The 22964-nt window shown below is 40.0% G+C and carries 22 protein-coding genes; 19 read left to right on the forward strand and 3 right to left on the reverse strand.

What is annotated here, in order from left to right; genetic code table 11:
• Positions 1–358: 358 nt before the first annotated feature.
• Entirely contained in the window at positions 359–2077 is a 1719-nt protein-coding gene (locus V7097_RS00310) for an ABC transporter ATP-binding protein (protein ID WP_335701592.1), read from the forward strand.
• A 79-nt stretch (positions 2078–2156) separates the two neighbouring features.
• Here V7097_RS00310 and V7097_RS00315 read toward each other — a convergent pair whose 3' ends face one another.
• Positions 2157–3821, reverse strand: coding sequence for a glutamine--tRNA ligase/YqeY domain fusion protein (locus V7097_RS00315; protein ID WP_335701593.1), 1665 nt, complete (start codon positions 3819–3821; stop codon positions 2157–2159).
• Positions 3822–4028: 207 nt separating this feature from the next.
• Here V7097_RS00315 and V7097_RS00320 point away from each other — a divergent pair, with 207 nt between their 5' ends.
• The 4 genes from V7097_RS00320 to V7097_RS00335 all read left to right on the forward strand — a co-directional run bounded on the left by V7097_RS00320 (position 4029) and on the right by V7097_RS00335 (position 6800).
• A complete protein-coding gene (locus V7097_RS00320; RefSeq protein WP_335701594.1) occupies positions 4029–4772 on the forward strand; it encodes a threonine/serine exporter family protein in 744 nt (247 codons plus the stop codon).
• Between the two features lie 17 nt (positions 4773–4789).
• On the forward strand, positions 4790–5221 hold the full coding sequence (locus V7097_RS00325; protein ID WP_335701595.1) for a threonine/serine exporter family protein: 432 nt from the start codon (positions 4790–4792) through the stop codon (positions 5219–5221).
• 269 nt (positions 5222–5490) lie between these two features.
• Positions 5491–6312 (forward strand): tryptophan 2,3-dioxygenase, encoded by an 822-nt coding sequence (kynA, locus tag V7097_RS00330; protein WP_335701596.1) that lies wholly within the window; start codon positions 5491–5493, stop codon positions 6310–6312.
• A gap of 14 nt (positions 6313–6326) precedes the next feature.
• Positions 6327–6800 (forward strand): GNAT family N-acetyltransferase, encoded by a 474-nt coding sequence (locus V7097_RS00335; protein ID WP_335701597.1) that lies wholly within the window; start codon positions 6327–6329, stop codon positions 6798–6800.
• 40 nt (positions 6801–6840) lie between these two features.
• On the opposite strand, the gene V7097_RS00340 is transcribed toward V7097_RS00335, so the two are convergent.
• Positions 6841–7677: a GNAT family N-acetyltransferase gene (locus V7097_RS00340; protein WP_335701598.1), complete on the reverse strand. Its 837-nt coding sequence runs from the start codon at positions 7675–7677 to the stop codon at positions 6841–6843.
• Positions 7678–7841: 164 nt separating this feature from the next.
• Here V7097_RS00340 and V7097_RS00345 point away from each other — a divergent pair, with 164 nt between their 5' ends.
• From V7097_RS00345 to V7097_RS00360, 4 genes are all read left to right on the forward strand, one after another.
• The gene (locus V7097_RS00345) at positions 7842–8828 is read left to right on the forward strand and encodes a LacI family DNA-binding transcriptional regulator (RefSeq protein ID WP_335701599.1); all 987 of its coding nucleotides are present in this window, start codon (positions 7842–7844) and stop codon (positions 8826–8828) included.
• 129 nt (positions 8829–8957) lie between these two features.
• Entirely contained in the window at positions 8958–10352 is a 1395-nt protein-coding gene (locus V7097_RS00350; protein ID WP_335701600.1) for a sucrose-specific PTS transporter subunit IIBC, read from the forward strand.
• Between the two features lie 171 nt (positions 10353–10523).
• Complete coding sequence (locus tag V7097_RS00355) at positions 10524–11963, forward strand: glycoside hydrolase family 32 protein (protein WP_335701601.1); 1440 nt, start codon at positions 10524–10526, stop codon at positions 11961–11963.
• An 11-nt stretch (positions 11964–11974) separates the two neighbouring features.
• Positions 11975–12925 carry an aminoimidazole riboside kinase gene (locus V7097_RS00360; protein WP_335701602.1) on the forward strand — a complete coding sequence of 317 codons (951 nt, stop codon included), beginning with the start codon at positions 11975–11977 and terminating at the stop codon, positions 12923–12925.
• A gap of 309 nt (positions 12926–13234) precedes the next feature.
• Here the strand turns inward: V7097_RS00360 and V7097_RS00365 are convergent, their stop codons facing one another.
• Positions 13235–14608, reverse strand: coding sequence for a dipeptidase (locus V7097_RS00365; RefSeq protein ID WP_335701603.1), 1374 nt, complete (start codon positions 14606–14608; stop codon positions 13235–13237).
• A 526-nt stretch (positions 14609–15134) separates the two neighbouring features.
• Here V7097_RS00365 and V7097_RS00370 point away from each other — a divergent pair.
• From V7097_RS00370 to murQ, 10 genes are all read left to right on the forward strand, one after another.
• A complete protein-coding gene (locus tag V7097_RS00370) occupies positions 15135–15437 on the forward strand; it encodes an urease subunit gamma (RefSeq protein WP_335701604.1) in 303 nt (100 codons plus the stop codon).
• A gap of 265 nt (positions 15438–15702) precedes the next feature.
• Positions 15703–16023 (forward strand): urease subunit beta, encoded by a 321-nt coding sequence (locus V7097_RS00375; RefSeq protein WP_335701605.1) that lies wholly within the window; start codon positions 15703–15705, stop codon positions 16021–16023.
• Positions 16023–17735 (forward strand): urease subunit alpha, encoded by a 1713-nt coding sequence (ureC, locus tag V7097_RS00380; protein WP_335701606.1) that lies wholly within the window; start codon positions 16023–16025, stop codon positions 17733–17735. The genes V7097_RS00375 and ureC overlap by 1 nt, the downstream gene beginning before the upstream one ends.
• Before the next feature lie 11 nt (positions 17736–17746).
• Positions 17747–18202, forward strand: a complete 456-nt coding sequence (gene ureE / locus V7097_RS00385) for an urease accessory protein UreE (protein ID WP_335701607.1) — start codon at positions 17747–17749, stop codon at positions 18200–18202.
• On the forward strand, positions 18195–18881 hold the full coding sequence (locus V7097_RS00390) for an urease accessory protein UreF (RefSeq protein WP_335701608.1): 687 nt from the start codon (positions 18195–18197) through the stop codon (positions 18879–18881). The genes ureE and V7097_RS00390 overlap by 8 nt, the downstream gene beginning before the upstream one ends.
• A gap of 18 nt (positions 18882–18899) precedes the next feature.
• Positions 18900–19511 carry an urease accessory protein UreG gene (ureG, locus tag V7097_RS00395; RefSeq protein ID WP_335701609.1) on the forward strand — a complete coding sequence of 204 codons (612 nt, stop codon included), beginning with the start codon at positions 18900–18902 and terminating at the stop codon, positions 19509–19511.
• A gap of 1 nt (position 19512) precedes the next feature.
• Positions 19513–20337 (forward strand): urease accessory protein UreD, encoded by an 825-nt coding sequence (locus V7097_RS00400; RefSeq protein WP_335701610.1) that lies wholly within the window; start codon positions 19513–19515, stop codon positions 20335–20337.
• A 96-nt stretch (positions 20338–20433) separates the two neighbouring features.
• Complete coding sequence (locus V7097_RS00405; RefSeq protein WP_335701611.1) at positions 20434–20907, forward strand: hypothetical protein; 474 nt, start codon at positions 20434–20436, stop codon at positions 20905–20907.
• 199 nt (positions 20908–21106) lie between these two features.
• The gene (locus V7097_RS00410) at positions 21107–21955 is read left to right on the forward strand and encodes a MurR/RpiR family transcriptional regulator (protein ID WP_335701612.1); all 849 of its coding nucleotides are present in this window, start codon (positions 21107–21109) and stop codon (positions 21953–21955) included.
• Positions 21956–22078: 123 nt separating this feature from the next.
• The gene (murQ, locus tag V7097_RS00415; protein WP_335701613.1) at positions 22079–22963 is read left to right on the forward strand and encodes an N-acetylmuramic acid 6-phosphate etherase; all 885 of its coding nucleotides are present in this window, start codon (positions 22079–22081) and stop codon (positions 22961–22963) included.
• Position 22964 lies beyond the last annotated feature (1 nt).

Raw genomic sequence — 22964 nt, forward strand, 5'->3', positions numbered from 1 at the left:
TCACTCGGGCTAAGGCAAGTAAGTGAGGGTACGAAAAAGTGTTAATCATACCTTCACTCGGGCTAAGGCAAGCAGGTGAGGGTACGAAAAAGTGTTAATCATACCCTCACTCGGGCTAAGGCAAGTAAGTGAGGGTATGAAAAAGCAATATTCATACCCTCGCTAAGGCTAAGACAAACGAATGAAGGTACAAATAAGAGCCTCTAGTAGGGTCTTACGATACATGAAGCAGAGAATAGCGTAAGCCTGTCCTCCAACTCAACCCCAAAATTATATTTCGAACGGCAAAATAGTTTGTCAAATTTAGGTGAAACGGCTTATAATTCGAAATAGGTATATGTCATAAGGAGAGAGTAGGATGATTCAACGTTTTTTTACATATTACAGGCCGCACCGGACGCTGTTCCTAATTGATTTTAGCTGTGCGGTGATTGTTGCTCTTTTAGAGCTTGCCTTTCCGCTTGCGGTGCAATGGTTTATCGATGAACTCTTGCCAACCAATAACTGGTCCACAATCGTATGGGTGAGCATCGGGTTGTTAGTTTTATATATTGTCAGCTCAGGTCTTCAATTTATCGTGGGCTATTGGGGCCACAAGCTTGGAATCAATATTGAAACCGATATGAGGCAGCAGCTGTTCCAGCATGTGCAACGGCAATCGTTTCGCTTTTTCGATAACACAAAAACGGGTCATGTTATGAGCCGGATTACGAATGATTTGTTTGATATCGGGGAGCTTGCCCATCATGGTCCTGAGGATTTGTTCATTGCCATCATGACCTTTGTCGGGGCGTTTTGGATTATGCTCACGATCAATGTGAAGCTAGCTTTAATCGCGATTATTGTTGTGCCATTTTTAATTTGGCTGATTGCATTTTCGAATGTTCGTATGAATCGTGCGTGGAAGGCGATGTATGGCAATATCGCCGATGTCAATGCACGGGTGGAGGACAGTGTTGCAGGTGCGCGTGTTGTCCAATCCTTCACAAATGAAGAATTTGAAATTTCTAGGTTCAAGGTAGACAATCGCAAATTCCGTCGCTCTAAGCTAAGTGCTTATAAGGTAATGGGATCAACATCTGCAGGTATTTATTTCATGACACGCTTGTTTGTGCTAATCGTTCTAGTTGTCGGTGCATGGCTAAGCTTTAACAACCAGCTTACCTACGGGGAACTAGTTGGATTTGTCCTTTATGTCAATGTTCTTTTTAAACCGATTGACAAAATAAGTGCCTTATTGGAGCTTTATCCAAAGGGTATGGCAGGCTTCAAGCGCTTTACAGAGCTGCTCGATATGGAACCAGAGGTGGAGGATGCAAAGGATGCAGTGGCAGTTCCATCCCTCCGTGGCGATATCGTGTTTGACCATGTAACATTTGGTTATGATGAAAAGCAGGGATCTGTCTTAAAGGATATTAATCTAAAGGTTCATGCAGGAGAAACGGTCGCTTTTGTCGGACCATCTGGAGCGGGGAAAACAACGATTTGCTCATTAATTCCGCGTTTCTACGATGTTAATGGCGGTGCCATATCAATTGACGGCATGGATATTCGTAAAATGACCAAACAATCATTGCGTTCGCAGATTGGAATTGTGCAGCAGGATGTTTTCCTTTTTACAGGAACATTAAAAGAAAATATTGCTTACGGGATGCTAGGAGCAACCGATGAACAAATAGAGGAAGCTGCAAAGCGCGCCCATTTAGAAGACTTTATTGCTGGACTACCAGATGGCTATGAAACACAGGTTGGAGAACGGGGACTTAAGCTTTCAGGTGGCCAAAAACAACGGATTGCGATTGCCCGAATGTTTTTGAAGAACCCACCAATCTTAATCTTGGATGAAGCCACTTCTGCATTAGATACAGAAACTGAACAAATCATCCAAAAAGCACTTACAGAGCTTTCGAAAAATCGCACTACTCTTGTCATTGCTCACCGTTTGGCAACCATCCGTAATGCAGACCGCATTGTAGTGGTAACGGAAGACGGTATTGCTGAACAAGGTGGACATGATGAACTGCTTGAAAAAGGCGGTATCTTTGCGAATCTACATCAGGTTCAATATCAATCTTAAATTTGGGACGAGGGACCTGTCCCCTTGACCCAAAAAGAAGACTCGTGCAACATCCAATTGGGGTGCACGAGTCTTTTTTCTATAATTTAAATGAACTTTTTAATGAAACAACTCGGTTAAAGACGAGATGGTCTTCAGTTGTGTGTTTAGGGTCCACATTGAAGTAGCCATGTCTAAAGAATTGGAATTTATCCTGCGGTTTCACATCTTTCATGTTAGGTTCAACGAATCCATTCAAAATCGCAAGTGAATTTGGATTGACATAATCGAGGAATGTTTTGTCTTCTGCTTCCTCATTTTCTTCTGCATCTAAAATAAGCGGCTCATAGAGACGGAATTCAGCAGGAACCGCTTGAGTTGCTTCAACCCAGTGAATCGTACCCTTTACCTTACGACCGGTAAAGCCAGTACCACTCTTTGTTTCAGGGTCATAGGTGCAACGAAGCTCAACCACATTTCCTTCCTCATCCTTAATCACTTCTTCACATTTGATGAAGTACGCATGCTTTAGACGAACCTCATTACCAGGGAAGAGACGGAAATACTTTTTCGGTGGATTTTCCATGAAATCCTCTTGTTCAATATAAATTTCACGAGAAAAGGGAATTCGTCTGATTCCCATATCCGGATTTTCTGGGTTAATTTCAGCATCCAGCATTTCCACTTGTCCTTCTGGATAGTTCGTAATCACGACTTTAAGCGGATTAATGATACCCATTGTACGTGGTACCTTTAGCTTTAAATCCTCACGAACGAAATGCTCGAGCATTTGTGTATCAACCGTTCCGTTATTTTTCGCTACCCCTAATTCACGGCAGAATGTACGAATTGCTTCAGGCGTATAGCCCTTTCTTCTAAGCCCTGAAATAGTAGGCATGCGAGGGTCGTCCCAGCCGTCCACAAAGTTTTCCTCAACAAGCTGCTTCAATTTTCGCTTACTCATTACGGTATTTGTTAAATTGATGCGGCCGAATTCAATTTGCTGTGGTGTATTTTCCATTTCACAATGCTCAACAACCCAATTGTAAAAAGGACGTTGATCCTCGAATTCAATCGTACAAACAGAATGGGTTACACCTTCAATCGCATCCTCAAGAGGGTGAGCAAAAGCATATAAAGGATAGATACACCATTTATCACCTGTGTTATGATGAGTCGTATGCGAAATTCGGTAAATAACTGGGTCACGTAAATTGATGTTCGGCGACTTCATATCAATTTTTGCACGTAATACTTTTTCACCATTTTCGTACTTGCCCGCACGCATGTTTTCAAATAACTCAAGGCTTTCTTCGATTGTACGGTCACGATAAGGACTTTCTTTTCCAGGCTCTGTTAGGGTGCCGCGATATTCACGGATTTCATCTGCACTTAAATCGTCCACATACGCAAGGCCTTTTTTGATTAATAAAACAGCACGGTTGTACATTTCTTCAAAGTAATCCGAAGCAAAAAATAGACCTTCCCAATCATACCCAAGCCATTTTACATCCTCTTTAATCGAGTTTACAAATTCTATGTCCTCTTTCAAAGGGTTTGTATCATCGAAACGTAGGTTTGTTCTGCCCTTGAATTCGTCTGCAAGGTCAAAATTCAATACGATCGATTTAGCATGTCCGATATGTAAGTATCCATTTGGTTCTGGAGGAAAGCGGGTAACGACATGATCGCGTTTACCTGTTTCTAAATCGTCGATTATGATATTCCTAATAAAATTTGAAACGTTATTATTCTCCACGGCCATAACCTCTTTCGTTATCCTGTACTGAAGGCTCAAAAAAATCTGTTTCTTTCGTTTCTTTTTGAACATCCTCTATAATGGATGAATATATCATAAATCCAGAATAATTACCATTAATCTCATGTTTACCAAAGTTTAAGTTGATTATGAGGTTGTCTTTCATATAAGCTTTACTGTATGTGAATTTTTTAACCATCGGAGCGATGTTTTATGGAAAAAAAGAGTGAAATTGTGGAGATCTGTCTGTTAGCGGGTAAAATAATGCTTGAGGGTGGGGCCGAGACGTATCGAGTAGAGGATACGATGGACCGGATGGCCGCAGCATTTGGGATTGTAACGTCCCAAAGCTATGTAACACCAACTGCGATTATGTTTTCAACAAATGGCGCAGAACCGACTAATTTAATACGAATCAATGAGAGGTCTACAGATTTAGAAAAAGTAACCTTGGTAAATAGCATATCGCGCAGAATTAGCAGCGGGGATTTAACGCTTCAAGAGGCAAAACGGGAGTTAGATGGTCTTTCAAAAAAGGATCTTTCCTATCCAATTTGGATTCAAATTTTTTCAGCAGCCATAGCTAGTGGCTGTTTTACAATCATGTTCCTTGGGACTTGGACGGATTTTTTACCAGCGTGTGTTGCCGGTGGAGTGGGCTTTGCCTTTTTCATCTTTATTCACTCGTTAATTCGAATTAAATTTTTTTCTGAGATAATGGCGTCTTTTGTAATCGGAATCGTTGCCTATGTCTTTATCATTACTGGGGTAGGGGCAGAGCTTGATAAAATCATTATCGGTTCTGTGATGCCACTTGTACCTGGTTTGTTGATTACAAATGCAATCAGGGATTTGATTGCGGGTCACCTTATTTCAGGAATCTCCAAAGGCGCGGAAGCTTTTTTGACTGCTTTAGCGATTGGCACAGGGATAGCAGTCGTGCTTGCGATTTTCTAAGATGAAAGGAGTTTAAAATGCTTTCCCATTTGATTACAAGCTTAGTTGCTTCAAGTACATTTGGAATCATCTTCAATGTTCCGAAAAGGTCACTGATAAAATGTGGACTAGTCGGAATGATGAGTTGGGTGTTATATATATTCTTATTTTTTAGAGGTTTTGATGCAGTTTATGCAACGCTTGTTGCCTCACTTTTGGTTGGGATCATCAGCCATATCTTTGCTAAAGTTTATAAAAATCCAGTTATTATTTATAGTATCGTAGGAATCATCCCATTGGTGCCAGGTGGAATTGCATACAATTCGATGCGGAACTTTGTGGAAAATGACTATTCTACAGCTTTATCACTAGCAGCGAAGGCATTCATGATTTCAGGTGCGATAGCGTTTGGACTCGTTATATCAGAGGTGCTGAATCAGTTAATTTTCAAAAGAAAAAAGAAAGTTTAGTTTGAAGCTTCCGGGAATTGGTTTCCAGGGGGCTTTTTATTTTTTTCACGGGGTTACATTTTGGCTAAAATCGATAGAATCGAAATAAAACCGATAGAATTGGATTAAAATCGATAGAATCATAATAAAGTCGATAGAACTGAAATAAAATTGATAGAGCCAAGCTCCGGCAAAAAAATTCCTCAATTATAAAGGAGTTTTTGCATATTCATAGAAAATAAGGATTAGAAAATCAGTTACCATCTCTTCAATATAGAAAGGAGACGTGTATGAGTAAACACGACGGCATTTACGATGATTTATCAAAGGACATGACGTATGGAGATTATCTTAAGTTAGATACATTGCTTTCAAGCCAGCATCAGCTTTCAAAGCATCATGATGAGATGCTGTTTATCATTATTCACCAAACAAGTGAGCTTTGGATGAAGCTTATTTTACATGAGGTGAACGCGGCAAAAGCGTCTATTTTAAAAAATGATCTTGAACCTGCGTTTAAAATGCTATCAAGGGTCTCAAGAATTCAGCAACAATTGATTCAATCTTGGGATGTTCTCTCAACATTGACTCCATCTGAATATATGGAATTTCGAGGAGAACTTGGAAAGTCTTCGGGCTTCCAATCCTATCAAAATCGGTTAATCGAGTTTGCACTAGGACATAAAAAAACAAATGTGCTCGGCGTCTATAAGCATCAACCCAAAGTATACAAACAGGTTGAGGCTGCGCTTAAAGAAAAAAGCATGTATGATGCGGCAATTCTAGCACTTTCAAAGAGAGGCTTTAAAATTGACAAATCGTGCCTTGAACGGGATTGGACGGAGGATTATAAGGCCAACGAAAGCGTTGAACAGGCCTGGTTACAGGTCTATCAAAATATTGAAAAGTATTGGGATTTTTACGAGCTTGCAGAGAAGCTAGTGGATATTGAATCCCATCAACAAAAATGGCGCTACAATCACATGATTACCGTTGAAAGAATTATCGGGTACAAGAGGGGAACAGGTGGCTCGGCAGGCGTCGAGTATTTGAAGCAGGTTATAAACCACCGCTTTTTCCCAGAGTTGTGGAGTATACGGACGAAACTATAGAGGAGCACTTAAAAATGCACATTCAAATTCAAGCTGTTTCTAAAGAGGAAGAAGAGGTTTTACATAATCTCATGCAATTTTATATATATGAATTTACGAAGTATATGAGTAGTATAAGGATAAATGATAATGGCTATTTTGATAGGTTTAATCTTGATGTCTATTGGACGGAGCGTAACCATCATGCTTATTTTGTAAGAGTGGATGGTTTGCTTGCAGGCTTTGTTTTAATGCAAAGTCAAACGGAAGAGGAACCTAATTCGATAGAAGAATTTTTTATAATGAGGGGCTATGAGGGCAAAGGAATCGGTTCATCTGTTGCCGAGCAAATCTTTGCTATGTTTCCTGGAAATTGGTATGTCAAACAATCAGAGAAGAATGAGCGTGCCCGGGTATTTTGGAGAAATATTATTTCAAAAAGTACAAAGGGGAATTATGAGGAACGATTTGATGAAAGAAACTGCTCGATTCAGGAGTTTATTATATAAGAAGTATAGATAAAAAGGAGTTTCCCAAAAGGCGAACTCCTTATTTTATGACAAATTTCTCAAACGGCAAGTAATAAACTGGGTAATGATTTAGCTGCTCAAAGCCAACCTTCTTCGCAATTACAATGGAGTCTTTGCGAAATGATTCTGTTGTCCAATGCGGGTTTCCGCCTCGACTTAGACATTCCTTGATAAAGGCTCTTGCCATTGCAGTAGCTAGCCCTTTACCCCGATGGCTTGAATCATATGTGTTAATCCCAATCTCGTATTCATTTTTCGATACAAAAACAGACAGGCAGGTTCCGATAATAGTTGAACCTTGAACGACGGTATATCCAAAGCCTTTTTGAAAAAATGACTCCAGGGATTCGCCCCAAAACTTCATGATTTCATTTTTAACGATGTGACTTTCATCCCATTCAATTAGCTCCTTGTTAATTAGCTTTACCTCATAACCATCAGGGATTTCCTTCGGATCGTTTGGGTTAAACCATTCTTTATGAAAAATAAACGGAACACGTTCACCTGTCTGAAGAGAGACTCGTGTAAAAATTGATTCAACGGATCTATTCCATTCATGGTTTGGATAAATTTCGAGATTTAATGTATCTTCCTCAGGGAGTGCTTCGTCACGAATCACAGATGCAATATAATCTTCAAGCTCCGAGTTAAACTTCTGATCATCAACCTTCCCGCAAAGATAGAACATTTCATTTTTTGCCCAAATAAAAGCTGTTTTGGGCAGATTCTGGTTGTCCACATAAATCTCGCCAAGATTATTGCTATTGATGACCCCATTTATAACTGGATGGTTCTCTAATCCATGAAGAAGTGGTTTTACTTTATTAAAGTTAACTAGTTCAAGCTTTTCAATCATTTACCCCACGACCTTTTCCGATTCATATCCTTGTATATTTGAGCCTATTATAATGGATTCCGACATCCTGAAGAACAAATATTTTTCGAAATTAATAAATTTCCTATTGTCCCTGAAAGAATTGTGTAAAATAAAGAGGAATGAAATGTACTGGAGGAAATGTCATGGTGACGATGAAGGAAATAGCGAGACTGGCAAATGTGTCGAGTGCAACTGTTTCGCGTGTGCTGAACAATTCAGGGTATGTGAGTGACGATGTTCGGAAGCGAATTTTAAAAATTATAGAAGAAACAGGCTATATTCCAAGTGAGCACGCAAAAGCATTGCGGACTAAGCAATCCAATGTCATTGGTGTCATTTTACCAAAGCTAAGCACAGAAACAGCAAGTAGGCTTGTCAGTGGAATCAGTGAAGAATTGGCAAAGCATGGCTATCAAATTTTACTTACAAACACAAATCTTGATCCGGAAAAAGAAATCGAGTATGTGAAGCTTTTAAAAAGTAAACAGGTTGATGGGATCATTCTTCTTGCTACCAATCGTGGCGAGGACCTGTTAACGGAAATCAAAAAACTACGTATTCCATTTGTCGCGACTGGTCAAGAGATGGAGGGGGTAGCTTCTGTCATCAACAATAACTTCCAAGCTGCAAAGGACATCACCAATCTATTAATTGAAAAAGGTCATCGTAACATTGCTTTTATTGGTGTAGACGAGGCGGATTATGAGGTTGGATACAAGCGGAAAGCTGGTTACTTAGCGGCGTTGGAGGAAAACCAACTACCTGTTGTCAACAAGTGGATTGAAAAAGCAGAATTTACAATTGAATCAGGCTATTCGATGGCGAAGAAAATTTTTGAAGTTTCTTCGGAGAAACCGACTGCAATTGTTGCTGTTACAGATCGATTGGCGATTGGAGCGATGGAATATCTAAAAGAACAGGGCTTGGAGATTCCGAATGATGTTGCTTTAACAGGAATGGGGGCATCCGATTTATCCAAGTATGTTGTTCCAAAATTAACAACGGTAGACTTTCTGAGTGAGCATACGGGAGCAGAAGCGGCTAAGACTTTGCTACAGATTTTACAGGTAGGGATTTCCTCAGAAAAAAAACAAATCGACTATAGACTAATAATTCGAGATAGTATATAATCAATCTCGTGATGGGTGTGTAATCGATTACACATGAACCATCTTAATTTTTACGCAAATATGTAATCGATTACCTATGTATATGTAATCGATACCATACGGACACTATTTTTATAGGGGTGATCATAAATGTCAGAAAATCGTCGAATTGCTGAAGAAATTATCGAGGCAGTTGGTGGCAAAGAAAATATTCTCTCCGCTGCACACTGTGCAACAAGATTACGAATAATGGTTCAAGACAAAGAAAAAATCAACCAAGAAAAGATTGAAAATGTAGATAAAGTTAAAGGTGCATTCTTTAACTCAGGCCAATTCCAAGTCATCCTTGGTACAGGAACAGTAAACCGTATTTATGAAGAGGTTGAAAAGCTTGGAATTGACACATCGACAAAAGCCGATCAATCAAAAGAAGCTGCGAAAAGTGGAAATGCGTTTCAACGTGCGATTCGTTCATTCGGTGACGTGTTCGTCCCAATCATTCCAGCACTAGTTGCAACAGGTCTTTTCATGGGTGTTCGTGGTTTAGTGATGCAAGAGCAAATTCTTGCGTGGTTTGGCTTAACACCTGCTGATATTTCTCAAAACTTTATTTTATTTACACAAATTTTAACGGATACAGCCTTTATTTTCTTACCTGCTCTTGTCGCATGGTCAACATTCCGTGTGTTTGGCGGTAACCCAACCATCGGACTTATACTTGGATTAATGCTTGTTAGTCCATCCTTGCCAAACGCATGGGGAGTCGCAGGGGGTGAGGTTGACCCGATTATGTTCTTTGGATTCATACCAGTAGTCGGTTATCAAGGTTCCGTTATCCCAGCGTTTATCGCAGGTATTGTAGGTGCAAAGCTTGAAAAATGGATTCGCAAACGTGTTCCAGAAGCACTAGATTTAATAGTTACTCCATTTTTAACACTACTTATCATGATTGCTTTAGCCCTATTTGCAATCGGACCTGTTTTCCATACAGTTGAAAGTTGGATTCTAGATGCAACAGTGGCAGTACTTGAATGGCCATTTGGTTTAGCGGGAATAATCATTGGATTCCTTAACCAAATTATCGTTATTACAGGTGTTCACCACGTCTTTAACTTATTAGAAATTCAATTACTTGAAAACTTCGGCTTCAACCCGTATAACGCAATTGTGACATGTGCGGTGGCAGCACAAGGTGGAGCAGCTTTAGCAGTAGGATTAAAAACAAAATCAGCAAAATTAAAAGCTTTAGCATTACCATCTACATTATCTGCATTTTTGGGTATTACAGAGCCAGCTATTTTCGGGGTTAACCTTCGTTATGTGAAACCATTTATCATGGGACTTATCGGTGGTGGTGTCGGTGGCTTCTTAGCTTCAATCCTTGGCCTTAAAGGAACAGGGATGGCAATCACGGTAATCCCAGGAACATTGCTTTATTTAAACGGACAAATTTTACTCTATATCCTCGTGAACGTAGTAGCAATTGCGGTTGCTTTCATTCTTACTTGGATGTTCGGGTACTCAGATAAAATGCAAGAAAAATAAGAAATGTACAAGGCGCCCGCAAATCGGCGACAAGCATAAGACAAGCGCTGAAAGAAGGTGTAATTTACCTTCCGAAGCGATTGGCTTATGACCAGAGAGCCGATGGCGCCTGGAACTAGACAAAAACAGAAGGCAAGTAATAACTTGCCTTCTTTACGTAAGGAGTTCATCATGAATCAGCAAAAATTAATTGAAAAAGCAAATCAGGAAGTTGCGCAAAATAGGGAGAAGGTCGAAAACGACCCGTACCGTCTGAGATTTCACTTAATGCCTCCGGTTGGTTTGTTAAATGATCCAAATGGGTTCATACAATATAAAGGTGTTTACCATCTGTTTTACCAATGGAACCCCTTTGAAACAGCACACGGTTCGAAATTTTGGGGACACTATACCTCAAAAGACCTTGTAAATTGGGAGCACCAACCGATTGCCCTTGCTCCAAGTGAATGGTTTGAGAAAAATGGCTGTTATTCGGGAAGCGCAGTTGAACATGAAGAAAAAATGGTCCTATTTTATACAGGAAATGTGAAGAATGAAGAGGGTGAACGTGAGTCCTACCAGTGCATGGCAGTCTCAAATGATGGTTTAACCTTTGAGAAAAAGGGACCAGTCATCCATCTTCCAGAAGGCTATACAGCCCATTTTCGCGACCCAAAGGTTTGGGAAAAAGAGGGTACTTGGTATATGGTGCTAGGTGCGCAAGATCTTAAAGAACAAGGGAAGGTTGTTTTTTATTCCTCTAATAACCTAAAAGATTGGGATTTTCACGGTGCGATTACGGGTTCGGAAATGAACGAATTAGGTCCGTTTGGTTATATGTGGGAGTGTCCAGACTTATTTGAGTTGGGGGGAAAAGATATTCTTCTCGTTTCACCTCAGGGACTTGAGTCAGAGGGTGATTTGTATCATAATTTATTCCAAGCGGGCTATTTTGTGGGAGAGTTGGATTATGATAAGCCATTCTACAAGCATGGTGCTTTTACTGAACTAGATCGAGGCTTTGATTTCTATGCCCCTCAAACCACTATTGATGAAAAAGGAAGGAGACTTCTTTTTGCGTGGATGGGAATTACAGATGATTATGAAAAGTATCAGCCGACCATTGAAAACGGGTGGATTCATGCAATGACATTGCCACGTGTTCTTACCCTCAAAGCAGAAAAAATAGTTCAGCAGCCTGTAGAAGAACTGCAGCAATTACGAAAAAATGAAGTTTCGTATGAAAATGTTCAAGTCAATAGAGAGATTGTGACGCTCGATAAGATACAAGGAACAACAATGGAAATGCTCATTGACGGACTTTCATATGATACAGATTCCTTTGAAATCAAATTCAGAGGCGCTGCAAGCTTCTTTTATTCCGCAAAAGAAAACAAAATGAGTCTCCATCGGAAGAACTTTAAAGATGGGCGTGTGGAATCGCGGCATTGTCAGATTTATGGGATTAAAAAGCTACACGTGTTTTTGGATACTTCCTCAATTGAGATTTTTGTGAATGATGGAGAGGAAGTTTTTACAGCGCGATTTTTCCCGGGTGCGAAAAATGAGTCCGTTTCTTTTATAGCAGAAGGCAAGCTTCAATTTAATATTAAGAAATGGGATTTAGATTAGGAAGTGAAGAGATGAAACAGGGAGTTATTTGTTTAGGAGAGGCTTTAATTGATTTCATTCCACTTGACGAAGACAATATGCAATTTTTAAAAAGTCCTGGGGGTGCACCGGCCAATGTAGCGGTTGGAGCAGCGAGGCTTGGTGCGAAGTCCTCTTTCGTTGGTAAGGTAGGGGACGATGTTCTTGGCAACTTTTTAAAACAGACCTTAACAAACTTTAATGTTCAAACGGATACGATGTATCTTTCAAAGGAATTTCGTACTGCAATTGTGTTTGTTACATTGGGAGAAGATGGTGAGCGCGAGTTTTCATTTTATATTGAAAAAAGTGCGGATCGCTTTTTAACTCCAGAGGAGATTTCAGCGTCTCTTTTTGATGAGCATAATGTGTTCCATTTTGGTTCAATTTCATTAATAGACGACCCGGCGGAATCTGCGACGAAAAAGGCACTCCAACTGGCGAAGGAAAATGGCCTAGTTGTTTCCTATGATCCGAACCTACGACAGATGCTTTGGAAGGATTTAGACACAGCGAAACAGAAAATTACTTCAATGCTTAGTGAGGCAGATGTGGTTAAGCTCTCAGAGGTGGAATTAGAGTTCATTACAGGTGAAACAGATATTGAACGTGGTGTTGAAAAACTAGCTGAATATAATATTCCACTCTTATTTATCACACTTGGCAAGGATGGAGTGCATGCATTTTACAAGGGTGAGTCCATTTTTGTGGAAGCAAGAAAGGTAAAGAGCGTTGACACGACAGGTGCCGGAGATGCGTTTGTGTCTGGATTGCTATACCAGTTCAGTGAAAGAGATAAAAAGATAACTGAGTATACACTGGATGAAATCAAGGAAATCGCTGCTTTTGCAAGTGTGTCTGGTGCGCTTGCAGTCTCAAAAAAAGGAGCCATGAGCGCATTGCCAACCATTGGACAGGTTCAAGCATTTTTAGCTGGAAAATAAGGTTCTAAATATCATAACGACGTAACCTAATGAAAGAATAAGTTTTTCATCGGTGTGGTGAAGTCCCGAACGTAGCCGGAGCCCGCGCTGAAAGTCCTTCATCGGTACGATGAAGTCCCGAATGCATCTAGAGCCTGCGCTGAAAGTCCTTCATCGGTGTGATGAAGTCCCGAATGCATCTGGAGCCTGCACTGAAAGTCCTTCATCGGTACGCTGAAGTCCCGAACGGATCTGGAGCCCGCGCTAAAAGTCCATCATTAACTCTTATTTCAAAAAAGGTGGATCCCAACCCGGGAATCCACCTTTTTCCTATAACGACTTCTCCAATTCAAACCAGTATGTGCATAGAGTTTCCAAGCCTTTGTCAAAATTCTCAAGGTGGAAGTGCTCGTTAGGCGCATGGAAGTTTTCAGTCGGAAGCCCAAAGCCCATTAAAACAATTGGAGCATGAAGCACTTCGTCCAAGGTCGCAATAATCGGCAATGAACCACCACCGCGAGTAAATGATGTTGACACCTTATATACTTCTTCATACGCACGGCTTGCCGCTTGAATCGCTGGATGATCAAATGGCGTAACATATGGCGCACCTTTGTCAAAAAGCTGAAGGTTAACTTCAACGCCAGCTGGTTTGTTTTTCTCGATATGTTGTTTTAACTGTTCGACAATTACGTCGGGATCCTGGTTTGGAACTAGACGACATGTGATTTTGGCATGGGCTTCTGAAGGAATAACCGTCTTGATGCCATCGCCTTGGAATCCACCGTAAATCCCGTTTATGTCAAGGGTTGGACGGACCCATGTTCGTTCAAGATAACTATAGCCCTTTTCCCCGTATAGAGTAGGGACACCTAGCTCTTGACGCTGTTTCTCCTCATCAAAGTTTAAAGCTTCATATGCTTGCTTTTCTTCATCTGTTAATGGAAGTACATCATCATAGAAACCTTCAACAGTAACTTTTCCGTCCTCATTATGAAAGGAGTCCAATAATTGAACAAGTGCATTGATTGGATTATGTACGCCGCCACCGTAAAGTCCAGAGTGTAAGTCGCTGTTAGATCCTTTTACATCAATTTGAAGACCTGCAAGTCCGCGTACACCATAGCAAATTGTTGGTTTTCCGCGTTCGTTCATGCTTGTGTCAGAGATAACAATAACGTCAGCAGCAAGCAATTCTTTATTTTCCTTAACAAAAGCGGGGAGGTTCGGGCTACCTACTTCTTCTTCACCTTCAATACAGAATTTGAAGTTAAGCGGTAATGTCCCTTCCGTCTTAAAAATTGCTTCGAGTGCTTTAAGATGCATAAAGGTTTGTCCTTTATCATCACTTGCTCCACGCGCGAAGATTTTATCGTCACGAATTTCTGGCTCAAATGGAGGGCTGTCCCATAAATGAAGTGGGTCAACTGGCTGAACATCATAATGTCCATAAATTAATACTGTAGGCTTTCCTTCTGCATGAAGCCAGTCCGCATATACAACTGGATGGCCTTTAGTTGGGTGAATGCTGACATTTTCCATACCGATTTTACGGAGTGCCTCAGCAACCCATTCTGCAGTAGCGTTGACATCTCCTTTATGATCGGGTAATGCACTTATACTCGGGATTTTAAGAAATTCAAATAGTTCTTGTAGATGAGATTCTTTGTTTTCAGTTAAGTAGTTTTGGATATGTTGATTCAAAGTATGTTCCTCCTTATGTTGAATACAATATTTATTTCGAGATTAATCGTAAAAATCCTGCAAAGAAAACAATGCTAGTACGCTTGGATACAAGATATTGTGATGACTTTCACAAAATGTTTGTAGTTTTTTGTCGAAATATGCTATAGTCGACGTGTAAACAATTCGCCCATTTTATCCAAAAGTGGAAAGTTCCCCCAATCCCCCAAATTTCGAAAAGTCGAACCCAAATATTAAAAATTTAACGCTTGAAAAAACCTATTTTTCAAACCGTCACAAGTTCATACGTTTACCAAAATTCAAATCAGTATGGTTTGTTTTTTTATTACTTAAAAGGAGGTGAATTAATAAAACGTACCCAAGCCATTAATGGAAGAGGATTAAAATAATCTCTCGGAGTTTAAACTCCATGGCAATGGGAAAAATGAGGGAGGAAGTTTCTAACATTTTTTAAAAATCAGTTCTTTTCTTATATTCCCAAATAGGGCGTTTTTATGTTCGAAAATTTAATAGGGAGGTTTATGGTATGCATTTGTTACCTCGAGAAATTGACAAGCTCATGATTGTTGTGGCAGCAGATCTTGCGAAGCGCCGGAAGGAAAGAGGCTTAAAACTAAACTATCCGGAAGCGGTCTCATTAATTACCTATGAAGTCATTGAAGGAGCAAGAGACGGAAAAACCGTTGCGGAACTGATGGAGTATGGCACCACCATCTTGTCACGGGAAGATGTGATGGAGGGAATACCCGAAATGATTGACGATATTCAGGTTGAAGTGACTTTTCCTGATGGTACGAAATTAGTCACTGTCCATAGCCCAATACGCTAACTTTTTTCAGCAAAAGTCGCTCTCACCTATAAGTAGGGATAATGCAAAACAATATATCATTCAGTCTGGGGACAAACCTGGGCTGAAAAAAGTTAAGCCTCCGGCGGATGCCACGATTTTTCAAAGGAAGTTTTTCGAGCAGTAAGATCAAAGACTAAAAACGCCACTTCCTGTGGCAACGTCTTTATGCCCCACTTCCTGTGGGCCTAAAAATCGGGCGCAAATACGCCAAGACGCATTTGATTATACAAGGAGGGATTTCATTATGATACCTGGGCAATATGTTTTAAAAGAAGAAGAGATTATTTGCAACGAAGGAAGAGAGATTTATTCCATTTCTGTTACAAATACAGGCGACCGCCCTATTCAAGTAGGATCACATTTTCATTTTTTCGAAGTGAATGAAGCTCTTCTTTTTAATAGGGAAGAAGCATATGGAAAACGATTAAATATCCCTGCTGGTGCAGCTGTTCGATTTGAGCCAGGGGATGAAAAAGAGATTCAACTCATTTGTTTAGCTGGAGAACGCAGAGTATATGGTTTTAATAATAAAGTAGATGGCTCTCTAGAAGGTGGGTGTAAATAATGAGTTTCAAAATGTCTAGAAAACAATACGCAGAAATGTTTGGACCAACAACAGGCGATTCAATCCGGCTAGCAGACACGGATTTATTTATTCAAATTGAAAAGGATTACACCACTTACGGGGAAGAGGTTGTATTTGGTGGCGGGAAGGTTATCCGTGACGGTATGGGTCAGCATCCACTTGCGACTCGAGGAGAAGGCGTTGCTGATACGGTAATTACAAACGTTGTCATTCTTGATTACACAGGCATTGTTAAAGCAGACCTTGCCCTTCGAGATGGAAAAATCTATAAGATTGGAAAAAGTGGTAATCCATTGGTAATGGATAATGTGGATATTATTATTGGTGCATCGACAGAAATAATCGCGGGAGAAGGCTTAATTGTTACCGCTGGCGCGATTGATACACATGTTCATTTTATTAACCCAGAGCAGGTTCAAGTGGCACTCACTGCAGGTACAACGACATTAATAGGTGGTGGGACTGGTCCTGTTGCTGGTTCGAAGGCTACTACGGTTACGCCAGGTGAATGGAATATCCACCGTATGCTCCAAGCAGCAGAGGGTCTTCCAATCAATGTCGGATTTACAGGCAAAGGACATGCTGCTTCTATGGCCCCATTAGCGGAGCAAGTGAAAGCCGGAGTTATTGGGTTAAAGGTTCACGAGGATTGGGGAGCGACGGGTTCATCCCTTGATTATGCCTTGAGAGTGGCTGAAGAATATGATATTCAAGTTGCTCTTCACGCAGATACATTGAATGAAAGTGGATTTATGGAACGTACGATGGCAGCGGTAAAAGACCGGGTCCTTCACATGTATCATACTGAGGGAGCGGGTGGGGGTCATGCGCCTGACCTGATAAAATCGGCTGGATACCCAAATATTTTACCTTCATCAACTAATCCAACACTCCCTTACACGGTCAATACAGTTGATGAACACTTAGATATGGTCATGGTATGTCACCACTTAAACCCTTCAGTTCCTGAAGATATCGCTTTTGCAGATTCAAGAATTAGAAGGGAAACAATTGCAGCAGAGGACATTCTACAAGACATGGGCGTCTTCAGTATGGTTAGCTCTGACTCCCAGGCGATGGGGCGTGTTGGTGAGGTCATCATACGTACATGGCAAGTGGCCGATAAAATGAAAAAACAAAGAGGGGCTATGCAGGGTGATGCTAAGTTCGCGGATAATAACCGGGCAAAACGCTATATAGCCAAATACACGATTAACCCTGCAATTACACATGGTATTTCCAAACATGTCGGCTCAATTGAAGAAGGGAAAATGGCGGACCTTGTCTTGTGGTCACCCAAGTTTTTTGGAGTAAAACCGGAAATGGTGATTAAGAACGGACTTGTTGTCACCGGTTTGATGGGAGATGCGAATGCGTCCATCCCTACTCCACAGCCATATATATACCGTCCGATGTACGCGCAATACGGAAAAGCATTGTCCAAAAGCTCAGTCACATTTATTTCTCAAGCGGCTTACGACGAAGGGGTCCATGAAAAGCTTGGACTGGAAAAAATTATTCTTCCTGTTGGTGGCATCCGCACCCTATCGAAAAAAGATATGAAATTGAATTCTGAAACACCGGAAATTACGGTTGATCCACAAACATATGAAGTAAGAGTTAACGGGGAGCTGTTAACATGTGAACCGGTTGATGTGGTTCCGATGGGGCAGCGATATTTTCTATTTTGAGGTGAACGTGGTTGATTATTGAAAGAATTATTACGAATTTAGAAGAAATGGATCGCAGTGAAATTGAAAAGCGCCATATCGAAAAAGTGTATTTAGAAAGCGCACATTTAGTGAAAAGAATTCAAAGGGTTAAAACCGATCATGGCAAAGAAATAGGCATTCGACTAAAGGAAACCCGGGATCTAGAAACGGGCGATGTGTTATACATGGATGACAAAAATATCATTGTCATTGATGTGCTCTCAGATGACCTGCTTGTCATCAGCCCTCGGAATATAAAAGAAATGGGAACGATTGCTCATCAGCTCGGAAATCGTCACCTCCCTGCTCAATTCGAAGATGAAGATATGCTCGTGCAATATGATTACCTAATCGAGGAGCTGTTGCAACAGCTTGAAATTCCGTATAAACGGGAAGACAGAAAGGTAAAACAAGCGTTTAGACATATAGGTCATAGCCATGGATAAAAACATCCTGTCCTTATTTCAATTATGTGACTCTAATCTACCGACTGGAGCATTCAGCCATTCATTTGGGTTAGAGACTTATATACAAGAGAACCTTGTAACGGATAAGAATACATTTTACAAGTGGCTTCAAGTATATGTTCATGAGCAGCTCATCTATACAGATGGGCTTTCATGTCGTCTCGTTTATGAGGCATTACTAAATGAGGATATAGGACAAATATGGGAACTTGATCGAAAGCTAACTGTTCAGAATCTACCGCGAGAAACAAGAGAAGGAACACAAATGATTGGGGATCGCATGCTTAAGCTTGCTATAACCTTATACGACATACCATCACTCGTACAGTACAACGAACAGATTAGGCAGAAGCAGGCATACGGCCACCCATCTATCGTATTTACAATGGTTGCTTTCGGGCTAGGGATAACAAAACCAAATACCATCCTGTATTATTTATATTCCACAACTTCGAGCCTTGTTCAAAATGCTGTTCGAGCCATTCCTCTTGGTCAAACTGCTGGACAGCAGCTAATTCATGATTTTCAATCTGAATTAACCACGGCAGCTGAAAAGATTCTAGAATTGCCGGAAGAGGATTTTGGAATTGTATCTCCAGGCCTTGAGTTATCCCAAATGAAGCATGAAAGAGTCAATATTCGAATTTTTATGTCTTAAATAAAAGGAGAGTAATAAATGGAACCAGTTAAAATTGGAGTTGGAGGACCTGTTGGAGCAGGTAAAACAATGCTAGTAGAAAAATTAACACGCCGTCTTGAGGGTGAAGTAAAGATGGCCGTTGTCACCAATGACATCTATACGAAGGAAGACGCAAAGTTTCTTATCGAAAATGGTGTGCTTCCTGAAGATCGAATCATAGGTGTAGAGACAGGCGGGTGTCCACATACAGCTATACGTGAGGACGCCTCGATGAACTTTGCGGCGATTGATGAGTTAGTGAACCGTCATCCTGATGTTGAGGTTATTTTCGTTGAAAGTGGCGGAGACAATCTTGCAGCTACCTTTAGTCCGGAATTGGTTGATTTCTCGATTTACATCATCGATGTGGCTCAAGGGGAGAAGATACCTCGTAAAGGTGGACAAGGTATGATTAAATCCGATTTGTTTATTATTAACAAGACCGATCTTGCGCCACATGTAGGAGCTAGCTTGGAAGTGATGGCTGATGATACGAGAGTATTTCGAGGAGATAAACCATTTGTTTTTACGAACTTAAAAAATGAAGAAGGACTCGATGAGGTCATAGACTGGATAAAGAAGCATGTATTATTAAAAGGATTAGAGTAAGATGACAGCTTGGACAGGTGAATTATCCTTGAATCTAGAAGACCGTAACGGAAAGACTGTTGCAAAGAGGGTTTATTTTCAGGGTGCCTTCAAGGTGATGAGGCCGGTGTATCATGATGATTCAGGGCAGGTTTGTTACTACCTTTTAAATCCAGGTGGAGGATATTTAGATGGCGATCGCTATAGGATGGAGATAGCAGTTGAAGAAGGTGCAAAGGTTACCTTAACGACTCAAGGCGCAACGAAAGTATATAAAACACCCAAAGACTATGTGTATCAAGAAACAGAGATTTTACTTAAGAAAGGGAGTTATTTGGAATATCTCCCTGATCCATTAATCGCCTATGAAAATGCTCATTATAAGCAAAAAAATGTGATTCATATGGAAACAGGTGCTACATTTCTTTATACAGACATCATAACCCCGGGGTGGTCTCCGAGCGGTGATAAATTCAGTTACAATACTATTCAATTAGTGAATGAGATTTATATAGACGCCAAACTCGGTGTATTTGATCATATTAAACTAACTCCTTCGCAGCAAACTTTAACAGATATCGGGTTTATGGAAGGTTATACTCATCTAGGATCAATGATTGTGATTGGCAATCAAACTAGTAACCATCTACTAGACGAGTTGTATGAAAGAATTAAAGGAAACGAATCTGACTTTACCTTTGGGCTATCAAGGTTAGCTGTACCAGGATTTAGTATTCGAGTGCTTGCCAATTCGACGCAACTCATTGAACGTATATTCTCAAATGTCCATATGGAAATTACGCAAAGATGGTTTGGAACAGTACCGAGTTCATTACGAAAGTATTAAATTTATTTAACAGAGGCCTCCACTCTTTGAAATTGAAGAATATTTAAGATAAACTTGGATATTACTTTAATTAGTGAATAAATGAGGGGGCTTCAAATGTCCAAGGAAAACAATGAAGAAAAACCCGTAATCGAAAACTTTGCGGTTGAACCACTTTTGGAGGATCATGTTCATCATCAAAGACATGCCTTTACATTTAAAATTCAAGGTGATGAATTCAAGGGGCACTTTCATGATGACGAAATCAAATGGCTTCATCCACATCCGAAACAAATGATTGGTGAGGAAAAGGTAGAAGCGATCGAAGCGGCAATCTACGACTCGATGAAGGAACATGGAATTACTACTGGGATTAAGGACTTTGAAATAAAGCAAGCCTTTGAGGACCGCACATATGAACGTAAGCAATTCATCCTACAAGTGCAAGGCGAGGAATTCAAGGGATTTGTACACGAAGGAGAAATCCGGTGGTTTCATCCACAACCACACCAAAAGCTTGAAGAAAAGCATGTTGAAGCCATTGAAGCAGAGATTCATGAAAAAATAGTGGAACCAAAGGAAGATAAATAAATACTAGTATTCAAAAAAAGGCCAGATGGCCTTTTTTTTATGAAAAGATAAGAAACTAGGTGATATGGTATTTTAGTTTTAATTTATCTTATTCATTATGAAAATGAAAGTTTATCGGCTATAATAAAAAGATAAGACCATGAAATTTTATTTCATTAAAATACTGATCGTAAAATCTATACTAGAGGTGTAAATAGAGATGAGTTCGTTACTGTTAAGAATTGAGCAACATTTGAGCAGACTATCAGAAGCCGAAAGGAAAATAGGAGAATATATTTTGAAACATCCTGAATTGGTGCCTAATATGACAACTAAGGATTTGTCAAAGAACAGTGAAGTAGGTGAGTCGACTGTTATAAGATTTTGTAAATCTATCGGAATTGGAAGTTTCAAATCCTTTAAACTAGAGCTTGTAAAAGACATTACCTTAACAGATATGAACTTGACCGATTTTAATATATTGCATAAAAAAGATGAACCGTATGACTTGTTTCAAAAGGTAGCATATGTAAATAAGGCTGCTATAGAAGTAACATCAGCCTCATTAGATCGGAAGGAATTTGAAAAGGCAGTAGACGTTTTAGTAAATGCAGAAAAACTGATGTTTTATGGGGTAGGTGGTTCTGCAATTGCAGCCTTAGATGGTTATTATAAGTTCACAAAACTCGGTTATCCATGTACCAATCACCATGATTTTCATTTTTTGCTTTCAGCAATTCCGCATTTAAACTCTTCGTCTGTATTTATTGCCGTAAGCATGTCAGGAAAAACAAAGGATGTCTTAGACTTATCAAGGTTTGCTAAATCAAAAGGTGCAACTGTTATTGCGATTACCAATATCGATAAATCGCCACTTTATAAAGAGGCGGATATAATTTTAGGTACCCCGAAGGTAGAGCATGATTATCGAATCGGAAGCATTCCCTCCAGAATGACACAACTAACTATAATTGATGCATTATATTTAAGTGTTTTCCATTTAAAAGGAGAAAGTGTGATTAATCAATATCATGAGGCTAGGGATGAGGTAGTCCGTTTACGTCGGTAGAAGGACTCTTTCTTTCTAATCCATGAAATTTAATTTCATATATTCATATAATTATATTGACTTTTAATTCCTAAAAGTTATAATCAAAGTAAGAAGTAAAATTTCAACTAAGAAGGTGAGATAATGCTCGATAAATTAACTACAGAATTGAGAAACCCTAATAGCATGGATTTAGATAAAAAGTCTGTTAAAGAAATTTTAATGTTGATGAATGAAGAGGATTCAAAAGTTCCGTTAGCTGTAGGGAATCAGATTGACAAAATAGAAAGCGTTGTCAACCTAACTGTTCAAGCATTCAGAAATGGCGGTAGACTCATTTATGTTGGTGCAGGGACAAGTGGTCGTCTTGGTGTATTGGATGCCTCGGAATGTCCTCCAACTTTTGGAGTGGATTCTAGTTTAGTAGTTGGTATTATCGCGGGTGGAGAGAAAGCGATTACAACTGCTGTTGAAGGTGCGGAGGATAATGATATTTTAGGAAGTGATGACTTAAAGGCTATTTCGTTAACGGAAAAGGATGTAGTTGTCGGGATAGCTGCCAGTGGAAGAACTCCGTATGTTATAGGTGCATTAAATTATGCTAAACAAGTCGGTGCAGCCACTGCAAGCGTAAGCAATAATAAAGATTCAGTAATAGGTAATATTGCAGATGTAGCAATCGAGGTAGTAACAGGTCCAGAAGTTGTAACCGGTTCAACTAGATTAAAGGCTGGCACAGCACAGAAGCTTGTGTTGAATATGATTACAACAGCATCCATGATAGGGATTGGAAAAGTATATGAAAACTTAATGGTGGATGTCCAACCGACAAACAAGAAATTAATAGAGCGCTCTAAGAAAATCATAATGGAAGCAACTGGTGTTGATTATGAAGCGGCGCAATCCTATCTCGAAGAAGCGCACCAGCAAGTAAAACCTGCTATTGTCATGATCTTACTAAATTGTTCATATGAAGAAGCTTTAGTCAGATTAGAGACATCAAAAGGCTTTATTAGAAATACAAAATAGA

This window comes from Bacillus sp. JJ1562, from assembly GCF_036962705.1.
In the GTDB taxonomy this organism is placed as follows: Bacteria; Bacillota; Bacilli; order Bacillales; family Bacillaceae_L; genus Ferdinandcohnia.